The 17,417-nt window shown below is 75.6% G+C and carries 14 protein-coding genes; 4 read left to right on the forward strand and 10 right to left on the reverse strand.

The window, feature by feature from the left end; all coding sequences use genetic code 11:
* Nucleotides 1-90 precede the first annotated feature (90 nt).
* The gene (locus tag IEY96_RS27825) at nt 91-1,635 is read right to left on the reverse strand and encodes a HEAT repeat domain-containing protein (RefSeq protein ID WP_189197771.1); all 1,545 of its coding nucleotides are present in this window, start codon (nt 1,633-1,635) and stop codon (nt 91-93) included.
* 132 nt (nt 1,636-1,767) lie between these two features.
* On the opposite strand from IEY96_RS27825, the gene IEY96_RS33240 reads away from it, so the two are divergent.
* Complete coding sequence (locus tag IEY96_RS33240) at nt 1,768-4,830, forward strand: Hsp70 family protein (RefSeq protein WP_189197772.1); 3,063 nt, start codon at nt 1,768-1,770, stop codon at nt 4,828-4,830.
* Here the strand turns inward: IEY96_RS33240 and IEY96_RS27835 are convergent.
* Together IEY96_RS27835 and IEY96_RS27840 are read right to left on the reverse strand one after the other, a co-directional pair.
* Nucleotides 4,820-6,700, reverse strand: a complete 1,881-nt coding sequence (locus IEY96_RS27835) for a propionyl-CoA synthetase (protein ID WP_189197773.1) — start codon at nt 6,698-6,700, stop codon at nt 4,820-4,822. The genes IEY96_RS33240 and IEY96_RS27835 overlap by 11 nt on opposite strands.
* Before the next feature lie 287 nt (nt 6,701-6,987).
* On the reverse strand, nt 6,988-7,518 hold the full coding sequence (locus IEY96_RS27840; protein WP_189197774.1) for a hypothetical protein: 531 nt from the start codon (nt 7,516-7,518) through the stop codon (nt 6,988-6,990).
* A 99-nt stretch (nt 7,519-7,617) separates the two neighbouring features.
* On the opposite strand from IEY96_RS27840, the gene IEY96_RS27845 reads away from it, so the two are divergent.
* Both IEY96_RS27845 and IEY96_RS27850 read left to right on the forward strand, forming a co-directional pair.
* Nucleotides 7,618-8,838, forward strand: coding sequence for a GNAT family N-acetyltransferase (locus IEY96_RS27845; protein WP_189197775.1), 1,221 nt, complete (start codon nt 7,618-7,620; stop codon nt 8,836-8,838).
* Nucleotides 8,839-8,951: 113 nt separating this feature from the next.
* Nucleotides 8,952-9,323, forward strand: a complete 372-nt coding sequence (locus IEY96_RS27850; protein ID WP_189197776.1) for a hypothetical protein — start codon at nt 8,952-8,954, stop codon at nt 9,321-9,323.
* A 37-nt stretch (nt 9,324-9,360) separates the two neighbouring features.
* On the opposite strand, the gene IEY96_RS27855 is transcribed toward IEY96_RS27850, so the two are convergent.
* The 4 genes from IEY96_RS27855 to IEY96_RS27870 all read right to left on the reverse strand — a co-directional run bounded on the left by IEY96_RS27855 (nt 9,361) and on the right by IEY96_RS27870 (nt 12,290).
* A complete protein-coding gene (locus tag IEY96_RS27855; protein ID WP_189197777.1) occupies nt 9,361-9,831 on the reverse strand; it encodes a ribose-5-phosphate isomerase in 471 nt (156 codons plus the stop codon).
* A gap of 64 nt (nt 9,832-9,895) precedes the next feature.
* Complete coding sequence (locus tag IEY96_RS27860) at nt 9,896-11,104, reverse strand: DUF1015 family protein (protein ID WP_189197778.1); 1,209 nt, start codon at nt 11,102-11,104, stop codon at nt 9,896-9,898.
* 78 nt (nt 11,105-11,182) lie between these two features.
* Entirely contained in the window at nt 11,183-11,545 is a 363-nt protein-coding gene (locus tag IEY96_RS27865) for a hypothetical protein (protein WP_189197779.1), read from the reverse strand.
* Between the two features lie 121 nt (nt 11,546-11,666).
* Nucleotides 11,667-12,290, reverse strand: a complete 624-nt coding sequence (locus tag IEY96_RS27870) for a mycothiol-dependent nitroreductase Rv2466c family protein (protein ID WP_091319089.1) — start codon at nt 12,288-12,290, stop codon at nt 11,667-11,669.
* 226 nt (nt 12,291-12,516) lie between these two features.
* Between IEY96_RS27870 and pepN the strand changes: the two genes are divergently transcribed.
* A complete protein-coding gene (pepN, locus tag IEY96_RS27875; RefSeq protein ID WP_189197780.1) occupies nt 12,517-15,063 on the forward strand; it encodes an aminopeptidase N in 2,547 nt (848 codons plus the stop codon).
* A 106-nt stretch (nt 15,064-15,169) separates the two neighbouring features.
* On the opposite strand, the gene IEY96_RS27880 is transcribed toward pepN, so the two are convergent.
* Genes IEY96_RS27880 through IEY96_RS27890 form a run of 3 tightly spaced genes read right to left on the reverse strand, consistent with a single transcriptional unit; the run spans nt 15,170 to nt 17,395 of the window.
* Nucleotides 15,170-15,583, reverse strand: a complete 414-nt coding sequence (locus IEY96_RS27880) for a DUF5130 family protein (RefSeq protein ID WP_189197781.1) — start codon at nt 15,581-15,583, stop codon at nt 15,170-15,172.
* Nucleotides 15,570-15,875, reverse strand: coding sequence for an aa3-type cytochrome oxidase subunit CtaJ (gene ctaJ, locus IEY96_RS27885; RefSeq protein ID WP_444543428.1), 306 nt, complete (start codon nt 15,873-15,875; stop codon nt 15,570-15,572). The genes IEY96_RS27880 and ctaJ overlap by 14 nt, the downstream gene beginning before the upstream one ends.
* A gap of 56 nt (nt 15,876-15,931) precedes the next feature.
* Nucleotides 15,932-17,395, reverse strand: a complete 1,464-nt coding sequence (locus IEY96_RS27890) for an amidase (RefSeq protein ID WP_189197782.1) — start codon at nt 17,393-17,395, stop codon at nt 15,932-15,934.
* Nucleotides 17,396-17,417 lie beyond the last annotated feature (22 nt).

Genomic DNA, 17,417 nt, shown 5'->3' on the forward strand with positions numbered 1-17,417 from the left:
GACCGATTGAGCGCGCTCTTCCAAACTGACGGTGCGGGTTCGATTCCCGTCGCCCGCTCCACCACCACCATTGGCGCGACCCGCTCGGCCTCAGCCGCGGTGCAGCCACTCGGTCAGTCGCTCGATGATCTGTGCGCCGAGGGCCGGCTCGACCGCCGCGGTCAGCCGGAGCAGTTCGGCCCGCGACTGCACGGTCAGCTCCAGCTCCGGGGGCGACGGTTCCCAGCGGTAGGTCCGCACGGTGGCCCGGGCCAGCCCGGTCAGATCGGCGCGAGCACGCTCCGCCAGCCGCGGATCCGGGTCCTCGACGAGGAGCAGTCCGGCCCGCAGCCGCAGCGCCGGCGGGCGGGTGCCGAGCAGCCGGTAGCCGGCGCGACGGAGTTCCACCCGCTCGTCGGCGAGCAGCGCCCAGGGCAGCTCGGGTGGGAGCGCGCCGCTGATCGGGCGCAGCGCCGTGGCCGCCTCCCGGACCACTCCGGCGGCGGGGTCGCGCAACAGCGGCACGACCAGCGGCACCGGCACGGCGCCCAACTGGGCCAGGCCGCGTACGCCGGCGGCACGTAGCCGCGGATCCGGATGAACGAGCAGCGGGTGCAGCAGTGGTGCGTCGCTGGGGTCGCCCACCTCGGTCAGCCCGGCGACCGCGCCGACGCTCGGTGTCCCGCCGGTGACCATCGCTCGGTAGGCGGCCGGGGCGTCGGTTCCCTCCCGGCGGGCCGCCTCGCGGGCGATGGCGCGGACCAGCTGATGCCGGTCGTCGAGGAAGGCGGCCACCTCGGCGTGCCGACCGAGGCGGAGCAGCCCGGTCAGGCCCAAGGCCCGTACCTCGGCGTGCCGGTTGCCGGCGAGCCGGTGCAGCACGGGCAGGCGGCCGGTCCAGACCGCCTCGCGGGCGGCGGCCTCGGCGGCCCGGGCGCGCACCCGGACATCCCGGTCGGTGACGGCGGCGAGCATGTCGTCCAGCCGCATCCGCGCGTGCGCCAGATCCAGGTCGAACAAGGCGCGCCGCTGCGCGGCCGGCGCGCTGCGGGCCACCTCGGCGCGGAGCCGGGCGGGCGCGGCCTGCAGCGCGGCGGTGACCTGCTGGACCGCGAAGCCGCCGCGGCTCCGGACGGAGACCAGCGCGGTGGCCGGCACGGCGGCCGGCAGGTACGCGGCCGGCTCATCGGCGAGCAGCAGCGCCAGGCCGGCGCGGGCGGCGTCGCGCACCGGCCGCACCCAGTCGGCGGTGCGCAGCACCAGGAACGGGGTCAGCTCCGGCACGGGTCGGGACAGCAGCACACGGACCGCCCGTTCCCGGATACGGCCGTCCGGATGGCTGGCCGCTACGGCGACCGCCACCGGACCGACCGTCGGCCGGGTGAGCGCGGCGGCCAGCCGGTCGACGTCCGACGACCGGTACGGCGGTCGCCAGGGGTTCCACCGGACGTGCTCGTCGAGCCGGGTCAGCAGGCGGGGCTGCCCGGCCAGCAGACGCAGGGTCGCCCGGGCCGCGTCGACGTCGCCGCCCGCGTCCACAGCGGACAAGGCAGTCAGGAGCCGGCGCAGATCATCGGGCTTCCCGCCCACGGCTGCGGCGACGGCCTCGGTGACAGCGGGCGGCACCGCCCCGGCCGCGCTGCGTGCTTCGATCATCCGGTCATGGTGGCCGGTCCGGGTCGTACACCGCACCTGGCTTTCCGCGCCGCCCACCGCAGAACGGCGTACGGCGAGGGCTGCGTACGATGCGGGGCCGAACGTCACCTCGTCGGGTGGAGGTAGTGACGGATGTCAGGCCAGCAGGACGGTTTCGCCCTCGGCGTGGACCTCGGCACCTCGAACACCGTGGCCGTGCTGCGCTGGCCGGACGGGCGTACCCGACCGCTGCTCGTGGACGGTGACCCGATCCTGCCGTCCGGTGTGTACGCCGACACCGACGGGCGCCTCCACGTGGGGCGGGACGCGCTGCGACTGGCCCATGCCGACCCCGACCGCTACGAGCCGAACCCCAAGCGCCGCGTCGACGAGCCGGAGGTGACGCTCGGCGACCGCCGGCACACCCCGGCCGAGCTGCTCGGCGCGGTGCTGCGGGCGGTGGGCGAGGCCGCGGTGGGCGCGCTGGGGTTCCTGCCGCCCGCGGTGGTCACCTGCCCGGCCACCTGGGACGCCGGCCGGCGGCAGGTGCTCGCCGAGGCGCTCGCCCTGGCCGGCTGGCCGTCGGCGGCCGAGCACACGCTGTCCGGTCCCACCCCGCCCGGCACGCGGCTGCTGCGCGAGCCGGTCGCGGCGGCCCGCTACTACACCGAGGTGCTGCGCCGGCCCGTCCCGGTGGGCGAGTCGGTGGCGGTCTTCGACTTCGGCGGCGGGACGCTGGACGTCGCCGTGGTCCGCAACGAGGGCGCGGACCCCTGGGGTGACTCCGGCTTCCGGGTGATCTCCTGCGGCGGCCTCGACGACCTGGGCGGGCTGGACCTGGACGCCGCCCTGCTCGCGCTGGTCGGTGCGCGGGTCGCCGCCACCCACCCGGCGCAGTGGGCGCGGCTGAGCGAGCCGGCCGACACCACCCAGTGGCGGGAGCGGCTGCAGTTCGTCGAGCACGTCCGGGGCGCCAAGGAGATGTTGTCGCGGACGACGGCGGCGCCGGTGGCGGTGCCGGGGGTGCCGGCCGCCGTGTCGCTGAGCCGGGCGGAGCTGGAGGGGGTGGCCACCCCGCTGTTGCGGCGGGCGGTCGCCGAGACCCGGCGGGTGATCGCCGCGGCCGGGCTGACCCCGGAGCGGCTCGCCGGGCTGTTCCTGGTGGGCGGCTCGTCCCGGATTCCCCTGGTGGCGCGGCTGCTCCACGCCGAGTTGGGGATCGCGCCCACCGTGCTGGAGCAGCCCGAGCTGCCGGTCGCCGAGGGCGCGCTGACCGACCTGCCGCTGCGCCGGAACCGCCCGGCCGCCCCGCCGCTGCCGCTTGCGCCGGCCGGCGCGGCCCTCGCCGGCCCGCCGGCCGCCGCGACCCCGGGCGTCGGCCCGGCCGGCACGTTGCTCGACCCCGGCACGCCACCGCTTCCCGCCGCGGAGCGGCCGGCCGGATCCGGGCTCGGCGAGCCCACCACGTCGCCGCTCGCCGGAGCCGACCAGCCTGCGGCGGGCCAGGCCGGCACGTTGCCCGGCCTGGGTCCCGCCGGCACGCTGCCCGCCGGGATGGCGACGGCTGCCGCCGATCCGAAGACCCCCGTTCTCCCGGCTGGCAGCGCCACTGGACCGGACGGCACGACCGTCGCCGCGGGACCGAACGGCACGCCGCTCGCCGCCGGACCGCGCGGCACCGCCGTGGCCCCGCACTCACCCGTCCCGGGTACGCCGGCAGCCGCGCCCCTCCCGCCCGGCTCGCCGGTCGGCGGCGTACCTCCGCAGGGCCCCGGTGTCCCGCACCAGCCGGGCGCGTGGCCGGGCTGGCCCGGCGTACCCGGGAACGGGGCGCCCGGGTCGCCGGCCGCGCCGACCGGCGGTGGCCGGCGCCGGCGGGCGCTGTGGATCTCGGTGGGCGCGGTGGCGGCCCTGGTCGGGGTGGCCACCGCGACCGTGCTCTACCTGACCCGGGACCGCCACCCGGAGCTGGACTTCGAGGCGTTCGGCAAGGGCGTCCGGGTCGCGGCGGGCGGGGAGCGGCCCGTGGAGATGTTCACGGCGGTCGCGGGCGACCGGGCCTACCTGGCCTATCCGCGTGAGGACGACCGGCTGGCGGTGGTGGCCGTCGAGGCGGGCACCGGCAAGGAGCTGTGGCGCAAGGAGAGCGCCACCACGGCCGACCAGTGGGCCGGTGTGGTCGCGCTGCCCGGCGCAGTGGGGCTGCTCGCGGACGCGTCGGGCAGCAGCACGCCCCGCGAGCTGGAGGTGCTCGACGGTGGGTCCGGCCAGCCGCGCTGGCGGCACACCGTGCACGGGGACGACGAGATGTTCGTGGGCAGGGACGTGGTGGCGCTCACCGACCAGGAGCGGAAGCGGCTGGTCGGGCTCAAGCTGAGCAACGGCGACGAGAAGTGGTCACTGCCCGACCTGACCGACCAGTACGGCAACGCGCGCGACAGCGTGCACCCGGTGACCACCGACGAGGCGGTGTCCGGCCCCGGGTACGGCGACGGTTCGCCCCGCGACCCGGAGCAGGGCCCGGTCGAGCAACTCGTGCAGGTGAGCGCGGACAAGTCGGTCCGGCTCATCGACCTCGGATCAGGCGACGTGATCCGCGACTGGAAGGCGGTGGCCGAGCCGGACGACCTGGTGGCCGCGCACGAGGACCGGCTCTACGTGGCCGGCGACGACGGGCGGCTGCTCGCGTACGACCTGGGGAAGCAGGCGCAGCCGAGCGTGCTCTACCGGGCGGAGGACGACAACCGCCGGGGCAAGGCGCTGGCGCCGTGCGGGGAGCACCGGGCCTGCCTGCTGGAGGTGACCAGCTCCGACGACAAGACCGCCGTGGTGGTGGCCGCGCAGGAGGGCAAGGGCGTCAAGCGGTGGGCGGCGCCGGGGATGACCCAGCTGGTGTCGGTCGGCGAGCGGGTGCTGGCCCGGCGGATCTACCCGGAGCCGGCGGCGACCCTCTTCGCGCCGGACGGGACGAAGGTGCTCGACGACGAGGACGGGGTGGCCGTCCGGGTCGACGCCGGCAACCTGCTGGTCTTCGCCGACCCGCTGGGCAGCGGGGTGGACGACCGCAGCGTGGCCGGGGTGGGCACCGGGTCGGGCAAGGTGGCCCAGCTCGGCGAGCTGAAGGACGTCCGGGGCGACTCCTGCTCCTGGAACACCCAGGTCATCGCGTGCGGTTCGGAGGAGGACTTCGTCCTCCACCGCTTCGTCAAGGAGTAGCGCCGAGGTCGCGGAAGACGGCCAGCGCCGCCGGGTCGTCGATGGTCGGCGGCACCGGCTCGTCCCGCCCCTCGACCAGCCCCCGCATGGCCCGGCGGAGGATCTTGCCGGAGCGGGTCTTGGGCAGCGCCGGCACCACGGTCACCCGGCGGAACGCGGCCACCGGCCCGATCCGCTGCCGGACCAGGGCGACCAGCTCACCGGCGAGCGCGTCCGGGTCCGCGTCGGCGCCGGCCTTGAGCACCACGTACCCGCTGGGCACCTGGCCCTTGAGCGCGTCGGCCACGCCGATCACCGCGCACTCGGCGACGGCCGGGTGCGCCGCCAGCACCTCCTCCATCGCCCCGGTGGAGAGGCGGTGCCCGGCCACGTTGATCACGTCGTCGGTGCGGCCCATCACGTAGAGGTAGCCGTCGTCGTCGAACCGGCCGCCGTCGCCGGTCAGGTAGTAGCCGGGGAAGGTGGCGAGGTAGGAGCGGACGTAGCGCTCGTCGTCGCCCCACAGGGTGGGCAGGCAGCCGGGCGGCAGGGGCAGCCGGATCACGATGGAGCCGTCGGTGCCCGGCGGCACCTCCCGGCCGCCGGCGTCGACCACCCGGACGTCGTAGCCGGGGACGGGCACCGACGGGGAGCCGGGCTTGATCGGCAGCGGTTCCAGGCCGCGCGGGTTGGCCGCCACCGGCCAGCCGGTCTCGGTCTGCCACCAGTTGTCCACCACGGGCACGCCGAGCCGCTCCCCCGCCCACGCCCAGGTGTCCGGGTCCAGCCGCTCACCGGCCAGGAAGAGGGCGCGCAGGCTGCTCAGGTCGTGGCCGGCCAGGAGCGCGCCGTCCGGGTCCTGCCGGCGGATCGCCCGGATCGCGGTGGGGGCGGTGAACAGGGCCGCCACGCGGTGCTGGGCGACCACCCGCCAGAACGTCCCGGCGTCCGGGGTGCCGACCGGCTTGCCCTCGTAGAGCACGGTGGTCGCGCCGGTGAGCAGCGGCGCGTACACGATGTAGGAGTGGCCGACCACCCAGCCCACGTCGGAGGCCGCCCAGAAGACGTCGCCCGGCTCGATGCCGTAGACGTTCCGCATCGACCAGCGCAGCGCCACGGCGTGCCCGCCGTTGTCCCGGACCACGCCCTTGGGGCGGCCGGTGGTGCCGGAGGTGTAGAGGATGTAGAGCGGGTCGGTGGCGGCGACCGGCACGCACTCCACCGGCTCGGCGTCGGCCATCGCCTCGTCCCAGGTCAGGTCGCGGCCGGCGACCAGCGGAGCGGGCTCCTGGGGGCGCTGCACGATGACGCAGTGCGCCGGGGCGTGGGTCGCCTCGTCCAGCGCTGCGGCGAGGATCGGGTGGTAGGGCACCACCCGGTCCACCTCGATGCCGCAGGAGGTGGCGACCACCACGGTCGGCCGCGCGTCGTCGAGGCGGACGGCCAGTTCGTGGGCGGCGAAGCCGCCGAAGACCACCGAGTGCACCGCGCCGATCCGGGCGCAGGCCAGCATGGCGATCACCGCCTCCGGCACCATGGCCAGGTAGAGCAGCACCCGGTCGCCCCGGCCGACGCCGAGCCGGCGCAGCGCACCGGCGAACCGGGCGGTCTCGGCGAGCAGCTCGGCGTACGTGAGGGTGCGGACCGTGCCGGTGACCGGACTGTCGTGGATCAGCGCGGGCTGGTCGCCCCGGCCGGCCGCCACGTGCCGGTCGAGCGCGTTGTGGCAGGTGTTCAGCTCCCCGTCGGGGAACCAGCGGTACAGCGGCGCCGCGCTGTCGTCGAGGATCCGCTCCGGTGCCCGGTGCCAGTCGAGGTCCGCCGCGGCCTCCCGCCAGAAGCCGGCCGGGTCGGCGAGGCTCCGCTCGTACGCTGATCGATACGCGCCCATACCGCCATGCTGGTCGCGACCCCGGGCCGGCACGACGGCCGGCCGGGGTCGGTGCGCCGGAAGCGCGCCCCGGCTCGGTGAACGGCCCGGCCGCGGCGGTGGGCGGTCGCCTCTGGAAAGGCCGACGCCGAGGGCGGTGACCGCTCAGCCCACCGGGCGACGGATGAACCGCGTCCGGCCGGGTAATGCGAGCGCCGTCCTGGTGGAGTGACGACCGGCGTCGCGGCGTTCCGCGACCGGGCACGCGGGCGGGCGGCGGGGGGCCGTCCCGCCCGCGGCCACGGTGTTCAGTTGCCGGTCACCCAGTTCCAGGCGGAGACCACCCACTCGGTCTGCTGGAGGTAGGCCACCCCCACGCCGGCCAGGAAGAGCGCGGTCACGAGGTGCGCCCCGCGGGCGCTGCGCCGCACCCGGCCGAGCTGCCGCTCCAGGACCAGCCGGCCGAGCAGGCGGGCCAGGGCGAACAGGCCGGCGGCGGTGAGCAGGCTGAGGACGAAGGTGAGCAGCGGGGCGGTCAGGTCGCCCCGGCCGGAGATCGCCCAGATGCCCCAGCAGACGAAGGCGAACAGGGCGCCCGCGGCGCTCCACTCCCCGCCCCGGCGGAGCTGGGCGAGGTGCCAACCCATCGGTCGCCGGGGCGACGACTCGCCCGTCCAGTCGGCGGGGTCGACGGCGGGGAACTGCTCGGTCCGGGGCGCACGGGGCTGGCCGACCGCCGCCACCCCACGCCGGAACGCGTCCCGCTGCGGGGGCACCACGCCGGGCTGCGGCGGCACCTCGACCGTCCGCTCGGCCCACGGCTGTGTCTGGTCCGCCATCTCGTGTCCTCCCCCTCGACCCACGCCGGCCACGGTTCCGAGGGTAGCGAGCCGGCAAATAGGGTGCCGACCCCGAAGGTGATGGGTTAGACACATCCGATGATTGACGCGCTGGTGCCCCGGGCCGAGGACTTCGACGAGATCGCCGCGTTGCTGGCGCTCGCCTTCCACGGGGACGTCGACCCCGAACTGCTGAAGGTCGAGCGCGGGATCTTCGAACCGGACCGGTCGCTGCTGGTCCGCGACGGCGGCACCGCCGTGGCGCACGCGGCGGCGTTCAGCCGCGACCTGGCCGTTCCGGGGGCCAGCGTGCCGGCCGCGCACGTGACCATGGTCTCCGTGGCCCCCACGCACCGCCGGCGCGGGCTGCTCACCGCGCTGATGCGCCGGCAGCTCCGCGAGGTCCGCGACGCCGGCCGGGAGCCGATCGCGGTGCTCTGGGCCAGCGAGGGCCGGATCTATCCCCGCTTCGGCTACGGCCTGGCCGCGCAGCGGTTCGTGCTGGCCGGCGACACCCTCGGGCTGCGCCTGCCGGACCCGACGCCCGCCGAGGGCACCCTCCGCCTGGACCGGCCGGACCCGCACCGGGCCGAGCTGGCCCGGCTGTACGAGCGGGTACGCGCCGACCGCCCCGGCTGGTCGGGCCGGGACGAGCGCTGGTGGGACTACGTCCTCGCCGACGTGAAGGGGCTGCGGGGCGGCGCCACCGAGCGCCGGGTGCTGCTGCACGACGGGCCGGACGGCCTCGACGGGTACGCGCTCTACCGGACGAAGGAGGAGTGGGCCGGCACCGGGCCGCGGGCCGAGGTCCAGGTGGGCGAGGTGGTGGCCGCCCGGTCGGAGGCGTACCTGGCGCTGTGGCGGCTGCTGCTCTCGATCGACCTGACCCGCCGAGTGTCCTTCCCGATCGCCGCCGTGGACGAGCCGCTGTTCCGGCTGGTGGACGAGCCGCGGCAGCTCGGCGCCCAGCTCGCCGACGCCCTCTGGGTGCGCGTCGTGGACGTGCCGGCCGCGCTGGCCGCCCGCCGGTACGCCACCGACGTCGACGTGGTGGTCGAGGTCACCGACGACCTGCTGCCCGAGAACGCCGGCCGGTGGCGGCTGGTCGGCGGCCCGTCCGGGGCGGAGTGCACGGCCACCGCGGCGCCGGCCGGGCTTGCCTGCGACGTCCGCGCCCTCGGCGAGCTCTACCTGGGCGGCGCCGGCCTGGCCGCGCTCACCGCCGCCGGCCGCGTCCGGGAGCTGGTCCCGGGAACGGTGGCGACGGCGGCGGCCGCCTTCGGCTGGCACCGCGCCCCCGCCCCCATGGAGGTCTTCTGACGACCCGCCGCCCCCACCCTGCGGCGATCCGCGCGGGCCGTCGACGCCAACCTCATGATCGCCGGCCTGGTCGGTCGGGGACGGCGGCCCGCGCCGGGCGGTACGGTCGCAGGGTGGGCGATGCGGAGCGACGGCGACGGCGATTGCGGCACCACGGCGACGGCGGGTCACCCGACGGCGACGGCCTGACCGCGAGCACGGCCGGGGTGCACGACGACGACGGCTCCCGGGCGCCGCGGGGTGCACGACGCGCCGAGCCGGACGAGCCCCGCGGCCGGCGCCCGGGACCGCCCGCCGACGAGGGCGAGCGGGGGCTGCGCGGCCTGGTCGGCTCCGGCTCGTCGCAGGTGAGCGTGACGGCCGCGCTGCGGGCGCGGGACGCCGCCCGGCCGACCGACGAGGACCTGGCCGAGGCCGAGGCCCGGGTGGTGATCGTCCGCCGCAACTGGGTGCCCCGCGAGGAGCTGCCCCGCACCGGGCGGTGACGGGCGCGACCCGCGCGGCGCGCCCGTCGGCGACGCGTCAGGCGGGCAGTTCGGGAAGCTCCCGGCTCTGCTCGTAGTCGGCGACCTGGGCGATCCGGCGGGCGTGCCGGGGGTTGCCGGAGAACGGGGTGGTGAGGAACGCCTCGACCAGGGCGGTCGCCTCGTCCAGGGTGTGCTGCCGGGCGCCGACCGCCACGATGTTGGCGTCGTTGTGCTCGCGGGCCAGCTGGGCGGTGTCGATGTTCCAGGCGAGCGCCGCCCGGACCCCGGCGATCTTGTTGGCGGCGATCTGCTCGCCGTTGCCGGAGCCGCCGATGACCACACCGAGGCTGCCCTGATCGTCGACCACGCGCTGCCCCGTGTGCAGGCAGAACGCCGGGTAGTCGTCGTCCGGGTCGAAGGCGTGCGGGCCGACGTCGACCACCTCGTACCCCTGCTTGGCCAGGTGGTTGGCGAGGTGCACCTTCAGCTCGAAACCGGCGTGATCGGATCCCAGGTAGACGCGCATACCGCGCAGTCTGACAGGCCCGCCCCCGTGCCGGCGCGCGGGCGGCGGCACGGAGGCGGATTCGTCACACGGCTGCGCGAGGAAGCTCGGCGACGACCAGGCCGGCCCGCGCCTTCGGGGTGAACCAGGTGCTCTTGCGCGGCATCTTCTCCCGGGCCAGGTTCACCGCGACGAAGTCGTCCACGGTCACCGGCGCCACGAGGACGGCCAGCTCGGCCCGGCCCGCGTCGACCTCGCCGGTGAGCCAGCTCGCCGGGTAGTCGCCGCCCACGTAGGTGATCCGCTTGTCGCCCGGGTCGAGGCCGAGCGCGTCGCGCAGCAGCAGCCGCTCGACCAGCGCGTGGTCGAGGTTCTCCAGCCGGTCGCCGCCGACGTGCGGCAGGCTCACCGCGTACCCCTGGCCGGCGAGGTGGAGGTGCACGGTGCCGCCGGTCGCCGGGACGTCGACCGGGCCGGCGATCGGGGTGATCTCCGCGCCGGCGGCGCGGAGCCGGTCGAGCAGCTCGTCGGGGGTGGTGGTCAGCTCGCTGACCAGCCGGTTGTAGGGCTGGATGGCGACCGACGCCGGCGTGGTGATCACCGACAGGAAGCGCGGGAAGCCGCCGGTCTGCGCGGCCAGGCTGCGGTGGTTGCCGTCGGCGACCACCAGCTCGCCGCCGCCCGCCAGGGCGGTCAGCTCGTCCTGCGCCGGGCCCGGGCCGAGCAGCCAGATGGCGTGCGTGCGGCCGGCCTGGTCCACGTCGGTGGCGGCGGGCGCGCCGGCGGACTCGGTCGCCGCCGCGAGCGCCGCGTGCAGCTCGTCGCCGCGCCCGGTCTGGAGCAGGAGTACGGGCGAGAGCAGGTGACCCAGCGCCTCGGCCAGGGCGACGCGCTCCCGCACCTTGGCGATGAACACGTCCTCGTTGCGGATCACCAGGCCGGGCTCGTCGGCCCGGGTGGAGATCTGGTCGGTGTCGACCATGGCGAACAGCCCGTACGCGCTCTCCTCGCCCGGCGCGCTGATCCGGTAGAGGACCACCACCTGCTCGGCCGGGGTGTAGCTGCCGTCCGCCTTCGCCTCGGCGAGGCGGGCCACCGCGTCGGGGAGCGCGTCGAGGAAGGACTTCCCGAGGCTCCCGGGCGCCCGGTGGGGCATCTCGATGCCCAGGGCACTGTGCGGGTTCGTCTCGACGATGGCGGTGATCTCCGCGTCGTCGGCGAACTCGTCGTAGTTCTGCGCGCCGGTGCCGCCAGTGGTGATCCAGGCCCGGGCGATCGGATGCACGACCGTCATGCCCGCTGACGCTACCCGCGCCGTCCGGGGCGACGGTGCCGGACCCGCGCGCCGTCCACCAGATGAAAGGGGACGCGGTCAGCCGGTGCGGTGCCGGCCGGGGGCCGCGCTCCCGCCCGGCGTCGGGGCGGCCGGCCGGGAGCCGCCGGAGGCGGTGAGCCGGACCGTCGTCGTCCCGGACGGGGCCGGGCGGCCCGCCGCGGCGCTGGTGCGGACCGTGCCCGGGGTCCGGGCCGGCACGCCCGCATCGGCGGGCGGGGTCATCCGCGAGGTGGCCACCACCCGGGCGACGCCGACCACGATCGGCGGAGCCAGCAGGCCGGCCATCTCGGCCGGGACCGCCGGCCAGTCGCCCTCGGCCACCGACCAGTACGTCGCGCCGGAGTCCTCGGTCGCCGTCTCCGGCGGGTCGGCGGACAGGCGGCGGCGGTGCTTACCCATGGGAACGCCTCCAGGAGCTGCCGGGCTGCGGCCCCGGACGGGCCGCCGGCTGGGACACCCGGTGAAACGAGCCCCGCACCGGCCCGGTGACGGGGCGGCGCGGGGCTCGTCCGGCACGGCCTCAGTCGAAGACCGGGCCGACCTCCCGGCTGCGCTTCAGCTCGTAGAAGCCGGGCGTGCCGGCCACCAGCAGGACGCCGTCCCAGAGCCGGCCGGCCGCCTCGCCCTTCGGCGCCGGGGTGATCACCGGGCCGAAGAAGGCCACCTGCCCGCCGTCCGGGCCCGGGGCGTGGATCACCGGGGTGCCCACGTCGGTGCCGACCGGCCGCATGCCCGCCTCGTGGCTGGCCCGCAGCGCCTCGTCGTACTCGGTCGACTCGGCCGCGTCGGCGAGCGCCGGGTCGAGGCCGACATCGGTGAGCGCGCCGGCCAGCATGTCCCGGCCCAGCTCCTCCTTGCCGAGGTGGATCCGGGTGCCCATCGCGGTGTAGAGCTTCCCCAGCACCTCCCCGCCGTGCGCCTGCTCGACCGCGATGCAGACGCGCACCGGGCCCCAGCCCTTCTTCATCAGATCCTGGTACTGCTCCGGCAGGTCCCGGCCCTCGTTGAGCACCGAGAGGCTCATCACGTGGAACCGGATGTCCACGTCCCGGACCTGCTCGACCTCCAGCAGCCAGCGGGAGGTGATCCACGCCCACGGGCACAGCGGGTCGAACCACATGTCCACGGCGACACGTTCGGTCACGGTGTCATCCCTTCGCGACTCCACAACGCCGGAGCTCCGGCGCCTTCCCCTCCGATCCTCACCCCAACCGGCATCGACCGGTACCGGAATGAGAGCGTGACCTCGGCCACCGAAGGGTGTCCGTGCATGGAAGACTCGGTTTCGGACCGGCCGTCACGAGCGGGCCGGGAGGCCGGTGCCGCGGGGCGCGGCGAGACGAGTGGGATGGAGACGAACAGTGCCGGGAGTGCGCAACCTGACCCAGGTCGAGGCCACCGAGCGGGCCCGCCTGCTCGACGTCACCGGGTACGACATCAAGCTTGACCTGTCGACCGCGGTGCAGGCCGACGGCCGTACCTTCCGGTCGGTGACCGAGGTCCGGTTCCGCTGCGCCGAGCCGGGGGCGAGCACCTTCATCGAGACGGCCGCCGAGTCGGTGCGGTCGGCGACGCTGAACGGCACGCCCGTCGATCTCGCCGGCTGGTCCGCCGAGAAGGGCCTCACCCTCACCGGCCTGGCCGACGAGAACGTCCTCGTGGTCGACGCCGACTTCGGCTACTCCAACAGCGGGCAGGGCCTGCACCGCACGGTCGACCCGGTGGACGGTGAGACCTACCTCTACAGCCAGTTCGAGACGGCCGACGCGCAGAAGGTCTTCGCCTGCTTCGACCAGCCCGACCTGAAGAGCGTCTACACCTGGCACGCCACCGTCCCGGACCACTGGCGGGTGGTGTCCAACATGCCGGTGGAGCGCGAGGAGCCGGCCGGCGAGGGGCTCAAGACCGTCCACTTCGCCGAGTCGGCGCGGATGAGCACCTACATCACGGCGCTCTGCGCCGGCCCGTACCACGAGGTGCGGGACAGCCACGACGGCATCGACCTGGGCGTCTACTGCCGGGCCTCGATGGCGCGGTACATGGACGCGGACGACCTGTTCCTGATCACCAAGCAGGGCTTCGACTTCTTCCACGAGAAGTTCCAGGTGCGCTACCCGCTGCCCAAGTACGACCAGCTCTGGGTGCCGGACTTCAACGCCGGCGCGATGGAGAACTTCGGCTGCGTCACGCACGCCGAGTCGCACTACATCTTCCGCTCGCAGGTCACCGACTTCGAGTACGAGCAGCGCGCCAACACGATCCTGCACGAGCTGGCGCACATGTGGTTCGGTGACCTGGTCACCATGCGCTGGTGGAACGACCTGTGGCTGAACGAGTCGTTCGCCGAGTGGGCCAGCCACTGGTGCAACACCCACGCCACCCGCTTCTCCGACGCGTGGACGACCTTCCTGTCCATCCGGAAGAACTGGGGCTACCGGCAGGACCAGCTCTCCTCCACCCACCCGGTCTACTGCGAGATGCCGGACCTGGAGGCCGTCGAGGTCAACTTCGACGGCATCACCTACGCCAAGGGCGCCAGCGTGCTCAAGCAGCTGGTCGCGTACGTGGGCGAGGAGCCGTTCCTGGCCGGCCTGCGCGCCTACTTCGGCAAGCACGCCTGGGGCAACGCCACCTTCGACGACCTGCTCTCCGAGCTGGAGACGGCCTCGGGCCGGGAGCTGCGCAAGTTCGCCGCCCAGTGGCTGGAGACCGCGCAGGTCAACACGCTGCGCCCCGAGGTGACCATCGGCGCCGACGGCGCGTACGAGCGGGTGCTGGTCCGGCAGGAGGCGCCCGCCGGGCACCCGACCCTGCGCACCCACCGGATCGGCGTGGGCCTCTACGACCTGACCGACGGGCGGCTGGTCCGCCGGGAGCGGGTCGAGGTGGACGTGACCGGCGAGCTGACCGAGCTGTCCGTGCTGCACGGCAGGCCCGCCGCCGACGTGCTGCTGCTCAACGACGACGACCTCACCTACACCAAGCTGCGGCTCGACGAGCGGTCGATGGCGACCGTGGTGCAGCACATCGCGGGCTTCGACTCGTCGCTGGCCCGCGCGCTCTGCTGGACCGCCGCCTGGGACATGACCCGGGACGCCGAGCTGTCGGCCCGGGACTACGTGGCGCTCGTGCTGGCCGGGCTGCCGGCCGAGACCGACATCAACCTGGTCACCGCCACCCTGCGCCAGGCGACCACCACGCTCACCTTCTACGCCGACCCGGCCTGGGCGCCGACCGGCTGGGCCGAGCTGGCCCGGACCGCCCGGACCGCTCTCGCCGCGGCCGAGCCGGGCAGCGGCTTCCAGCTCGCCTGGGCCCGGGCGTACGCCTCCGCGGCCCGCTCCGACGAGGACCTGGCCACGCTGCGCGGCTGGCTGGACGGCGCCGGTGTGCCGGACGGGCTGACCGTGGACACCGAGCTGCGCTGGACCGTCCTCCAGTCGCTGGTGGCCAACGGCGCGGCCGGGGCCGCCGAGGTGGAGGCCGAGCTGGCCGGCGACCGGACCGCCAGCGGCGAGCGGGAGGCCGCGTACGCGCACGCGCTCGTGCCGACGGCCGAGAACAAGGCGGCGGTGTGGGCGGAGCTCACCGGCCCGGAGGCGCTGCCGAACTGGCGCAACCGGGCGCTGCTGCAGGGCTTCACCCACCCGGCGCAGGTGGAACTCACCGCGCCGTACCGGGAGAAGTACTTCGCCGCGGCGGCGCAGGTGTGGGCGCAGCGGGACAGCGAGCCGGCGCAGGAGTTCGTCCAGCTCGCCTACCCGGCGTACCTGGTCGAGGAGGACACGGTGGCGGCCACCGACGCCTGGCTGGCCCAGGAGGGCCACCCGGCGTCGCTGCGCCGGCTGGTCGCGGAGGGTCGCGACGGCGTGTCCCGCGCCCTCAACGCCCGCGCCCGGGACGCCCGGAGCGCCTGATCCTCGGGGGCGGCCCGGGCTCGGGCCGCCCCGCCCCGACCGGCGGTAGACACGAAGAAGCCCGGCCCGCGTTTCGCGGGCCGGGCTCTGTCGTGTGCGGGTGGGCTCAGCCCTTGCCGGCGTGGCTGGCGAGCTGGTCGAGGCCCTGGATGATGCCGCCGGCCAGGTCGCCGCCGCCGAACGAGGCCACCATGGAGAGTGCGGCCAGCTTGGCGTACGTGTCCGGGATGCGCTTGCGCGCGTACCGGCCGGTGATGATCTCAAGCTGCCGCTGGTTGGGCGACACGGCGATCAGCACGGACCTGTCCGGGTCGGCGAGCTGGCGGTGCAGCCGCCCGGCGTGCTCCCGGATCGGCTCGTCGAGGCCGCCCACGTAGACCGAGAAGACCAGGCCGGTGCCCTGGTCGGCCAGGCGGAGCGCCTCGTCGATGCGGAGCAGCTGACGGGTCGAGAACGGCCCGTCCAGGACCTCGGGCGGGGTACCGGTCCCCGTCGCGGCCTGCTTCTCACCAACGGTCACTTGCGCCTCCGGTTCCACCGGCCGGCGCCTCCCGGCCGGCCTGCTCCTGCTTGCGACTGGTCAGCGCCGGCGCCTGCGCCCCGGCGGCCAGTGCGGTGCCGGCCGAGTCGGCCAGCTGCTCCGGACGGCCCAGGAACCAGACCGGAGTGAAGTCGAACGGCCGGCCGGGCCGGTAGCGCTTGGCGCCGCCACCGCCACCGCCACGGTTGCCCGCGGCCGCCAGCCCGGCGATCACCAGCACGGCGGCCGCCGGGATGCCGACGAAGACCAGCAACGTCTCGGTAACAGACAATCCCAACGCCCCCAGGCGGAAAGAGAGACCAGGAATGTTCCGGGTCGGGTGGACGGTCATGACGACGCGCGCCCGACTCCGCTTGTGCTGTTCACGTTAGCGGAGTCGACGGCCCGCCAGATTGCGGGGTGCTGATCCCACCCGCCACACCCGTGCTCCAGTTGCGCGGCAGTGGCTATCAATGTCGCGTCGTCGCCGTACCGGCCGGTGAGCAGCACACCGACCGGCATCCCGTCACCGGTCCGGCCGACCGGCAGGGAAACGGACGGGTCGCCGGTGACGTTGAAGATGGCGCAGTACGGCGAAAACCGGCGCTGCCGGTCGAAATCCTCGGCCGGGCCGAGGCTCGCGAACGACCCCACCGGCGCCTGCGGGGCCGCCAGGGTCGGGCAGAGTAGCAGGTCGCACCCGGCGGTACGGCGCACGCCGCGGCGTACCTGGGCCTGGAGTTCGCCGAGCGCGGCCATCAGCGGGCCGGCGCCGACGGCCGCGCCCCGGTCGCGGAGGAACCGGGTCAGCGGCAGCAGGTCGCTCTCCCGCTCCGCCGGCACCGGGGCGAGCGCCAGCACGTACCAGACGGTCTCGAAGAGCGGCCACGCGTCGGGGCCGAGCGGCGCGGGGACGTCGACCACCTCGTGGCCGGCTTCGGTGAGCAGCGCGGCGGCCCGGTCGACGGCGGCCACGCAGTCCGGGTGGACCGGCTCGTCGGCGAGCATCGGGGCGGTGAACCGGCCGATCCGCACCCGGCCCGGCGCGGCGTCCCGGGCGGCGCCCAGGTAGCCGCCGGTGGGCGCGGCGGGCGGCAGGTACGGCTCGCCGGGCACCGGCTGCGCCAGCACGTCGAGCAGCGCGGCCACGTCGGTCACGGTCCGGCCGAGGGGGCCGCTGGTGGGCAGCCCGAAGGCCCCGAAGCCGAGCGGGCCGCTGGAAACCAGCCCCCGGCTGGGCTTGTAGCCGACCAGGCCGCAGAGGGCCGCCGGGATGCGCAGCGAACCGCCGCCGTCGGAGCCCTGCGCCACCGGCACCAGACCGCCGGCCACGGCGGCCGCCGCCCCGCCGCTGGACCCGCCCGCCGTGTAGCCGAGGCCCCACGGGTTGCGGGCCGGCGGCGCGACGAGCCCTTCCGAGTAGAGCGAGCAGCCCAGTTCGGAGGTGGTGGTCTTGCCGAGGCTCACCAGCCCGGCGGCGGCCATGAACCGGACGACGTCGGCGTCGACCGGCGGCACGAAGTCGGCGAAGGCCGCCGAGCCGAAGGTGGTGCGTACGCCGGCGGTGAGCGTGAGGTCCTTGATCGCGGTCGGCACCCCGTGCAGCGGGCCGCGCCGCTCCGCCGGCACCGCGTCGGCGGCGGCGGCCGCCGCCCGCGCGCGTTCCGGGGTGACGGTGACGAACGCGCCGAGGGTGTCGGCGAGCGCGTCCACCCGGCGCAGGTGGTGCTCGACCAGCTCCACGCTGGACAGCTCACCCCGACGGATCGCGGCGGCCTGCTCCAGCGCGGTCAGGTCGTGCGGCTCGGCCATACCGTCATCCTGCCCGCGACCT

Source organism: Micromonospora fulviviridis (genome assembly GCF_014648395.1).
GTDB lineage: Bacteria > Actinomycetota > Actinomycetes > Mycobacteriales > Micromonosporaceae > Micromonospora > Micromonospora fulviviridis.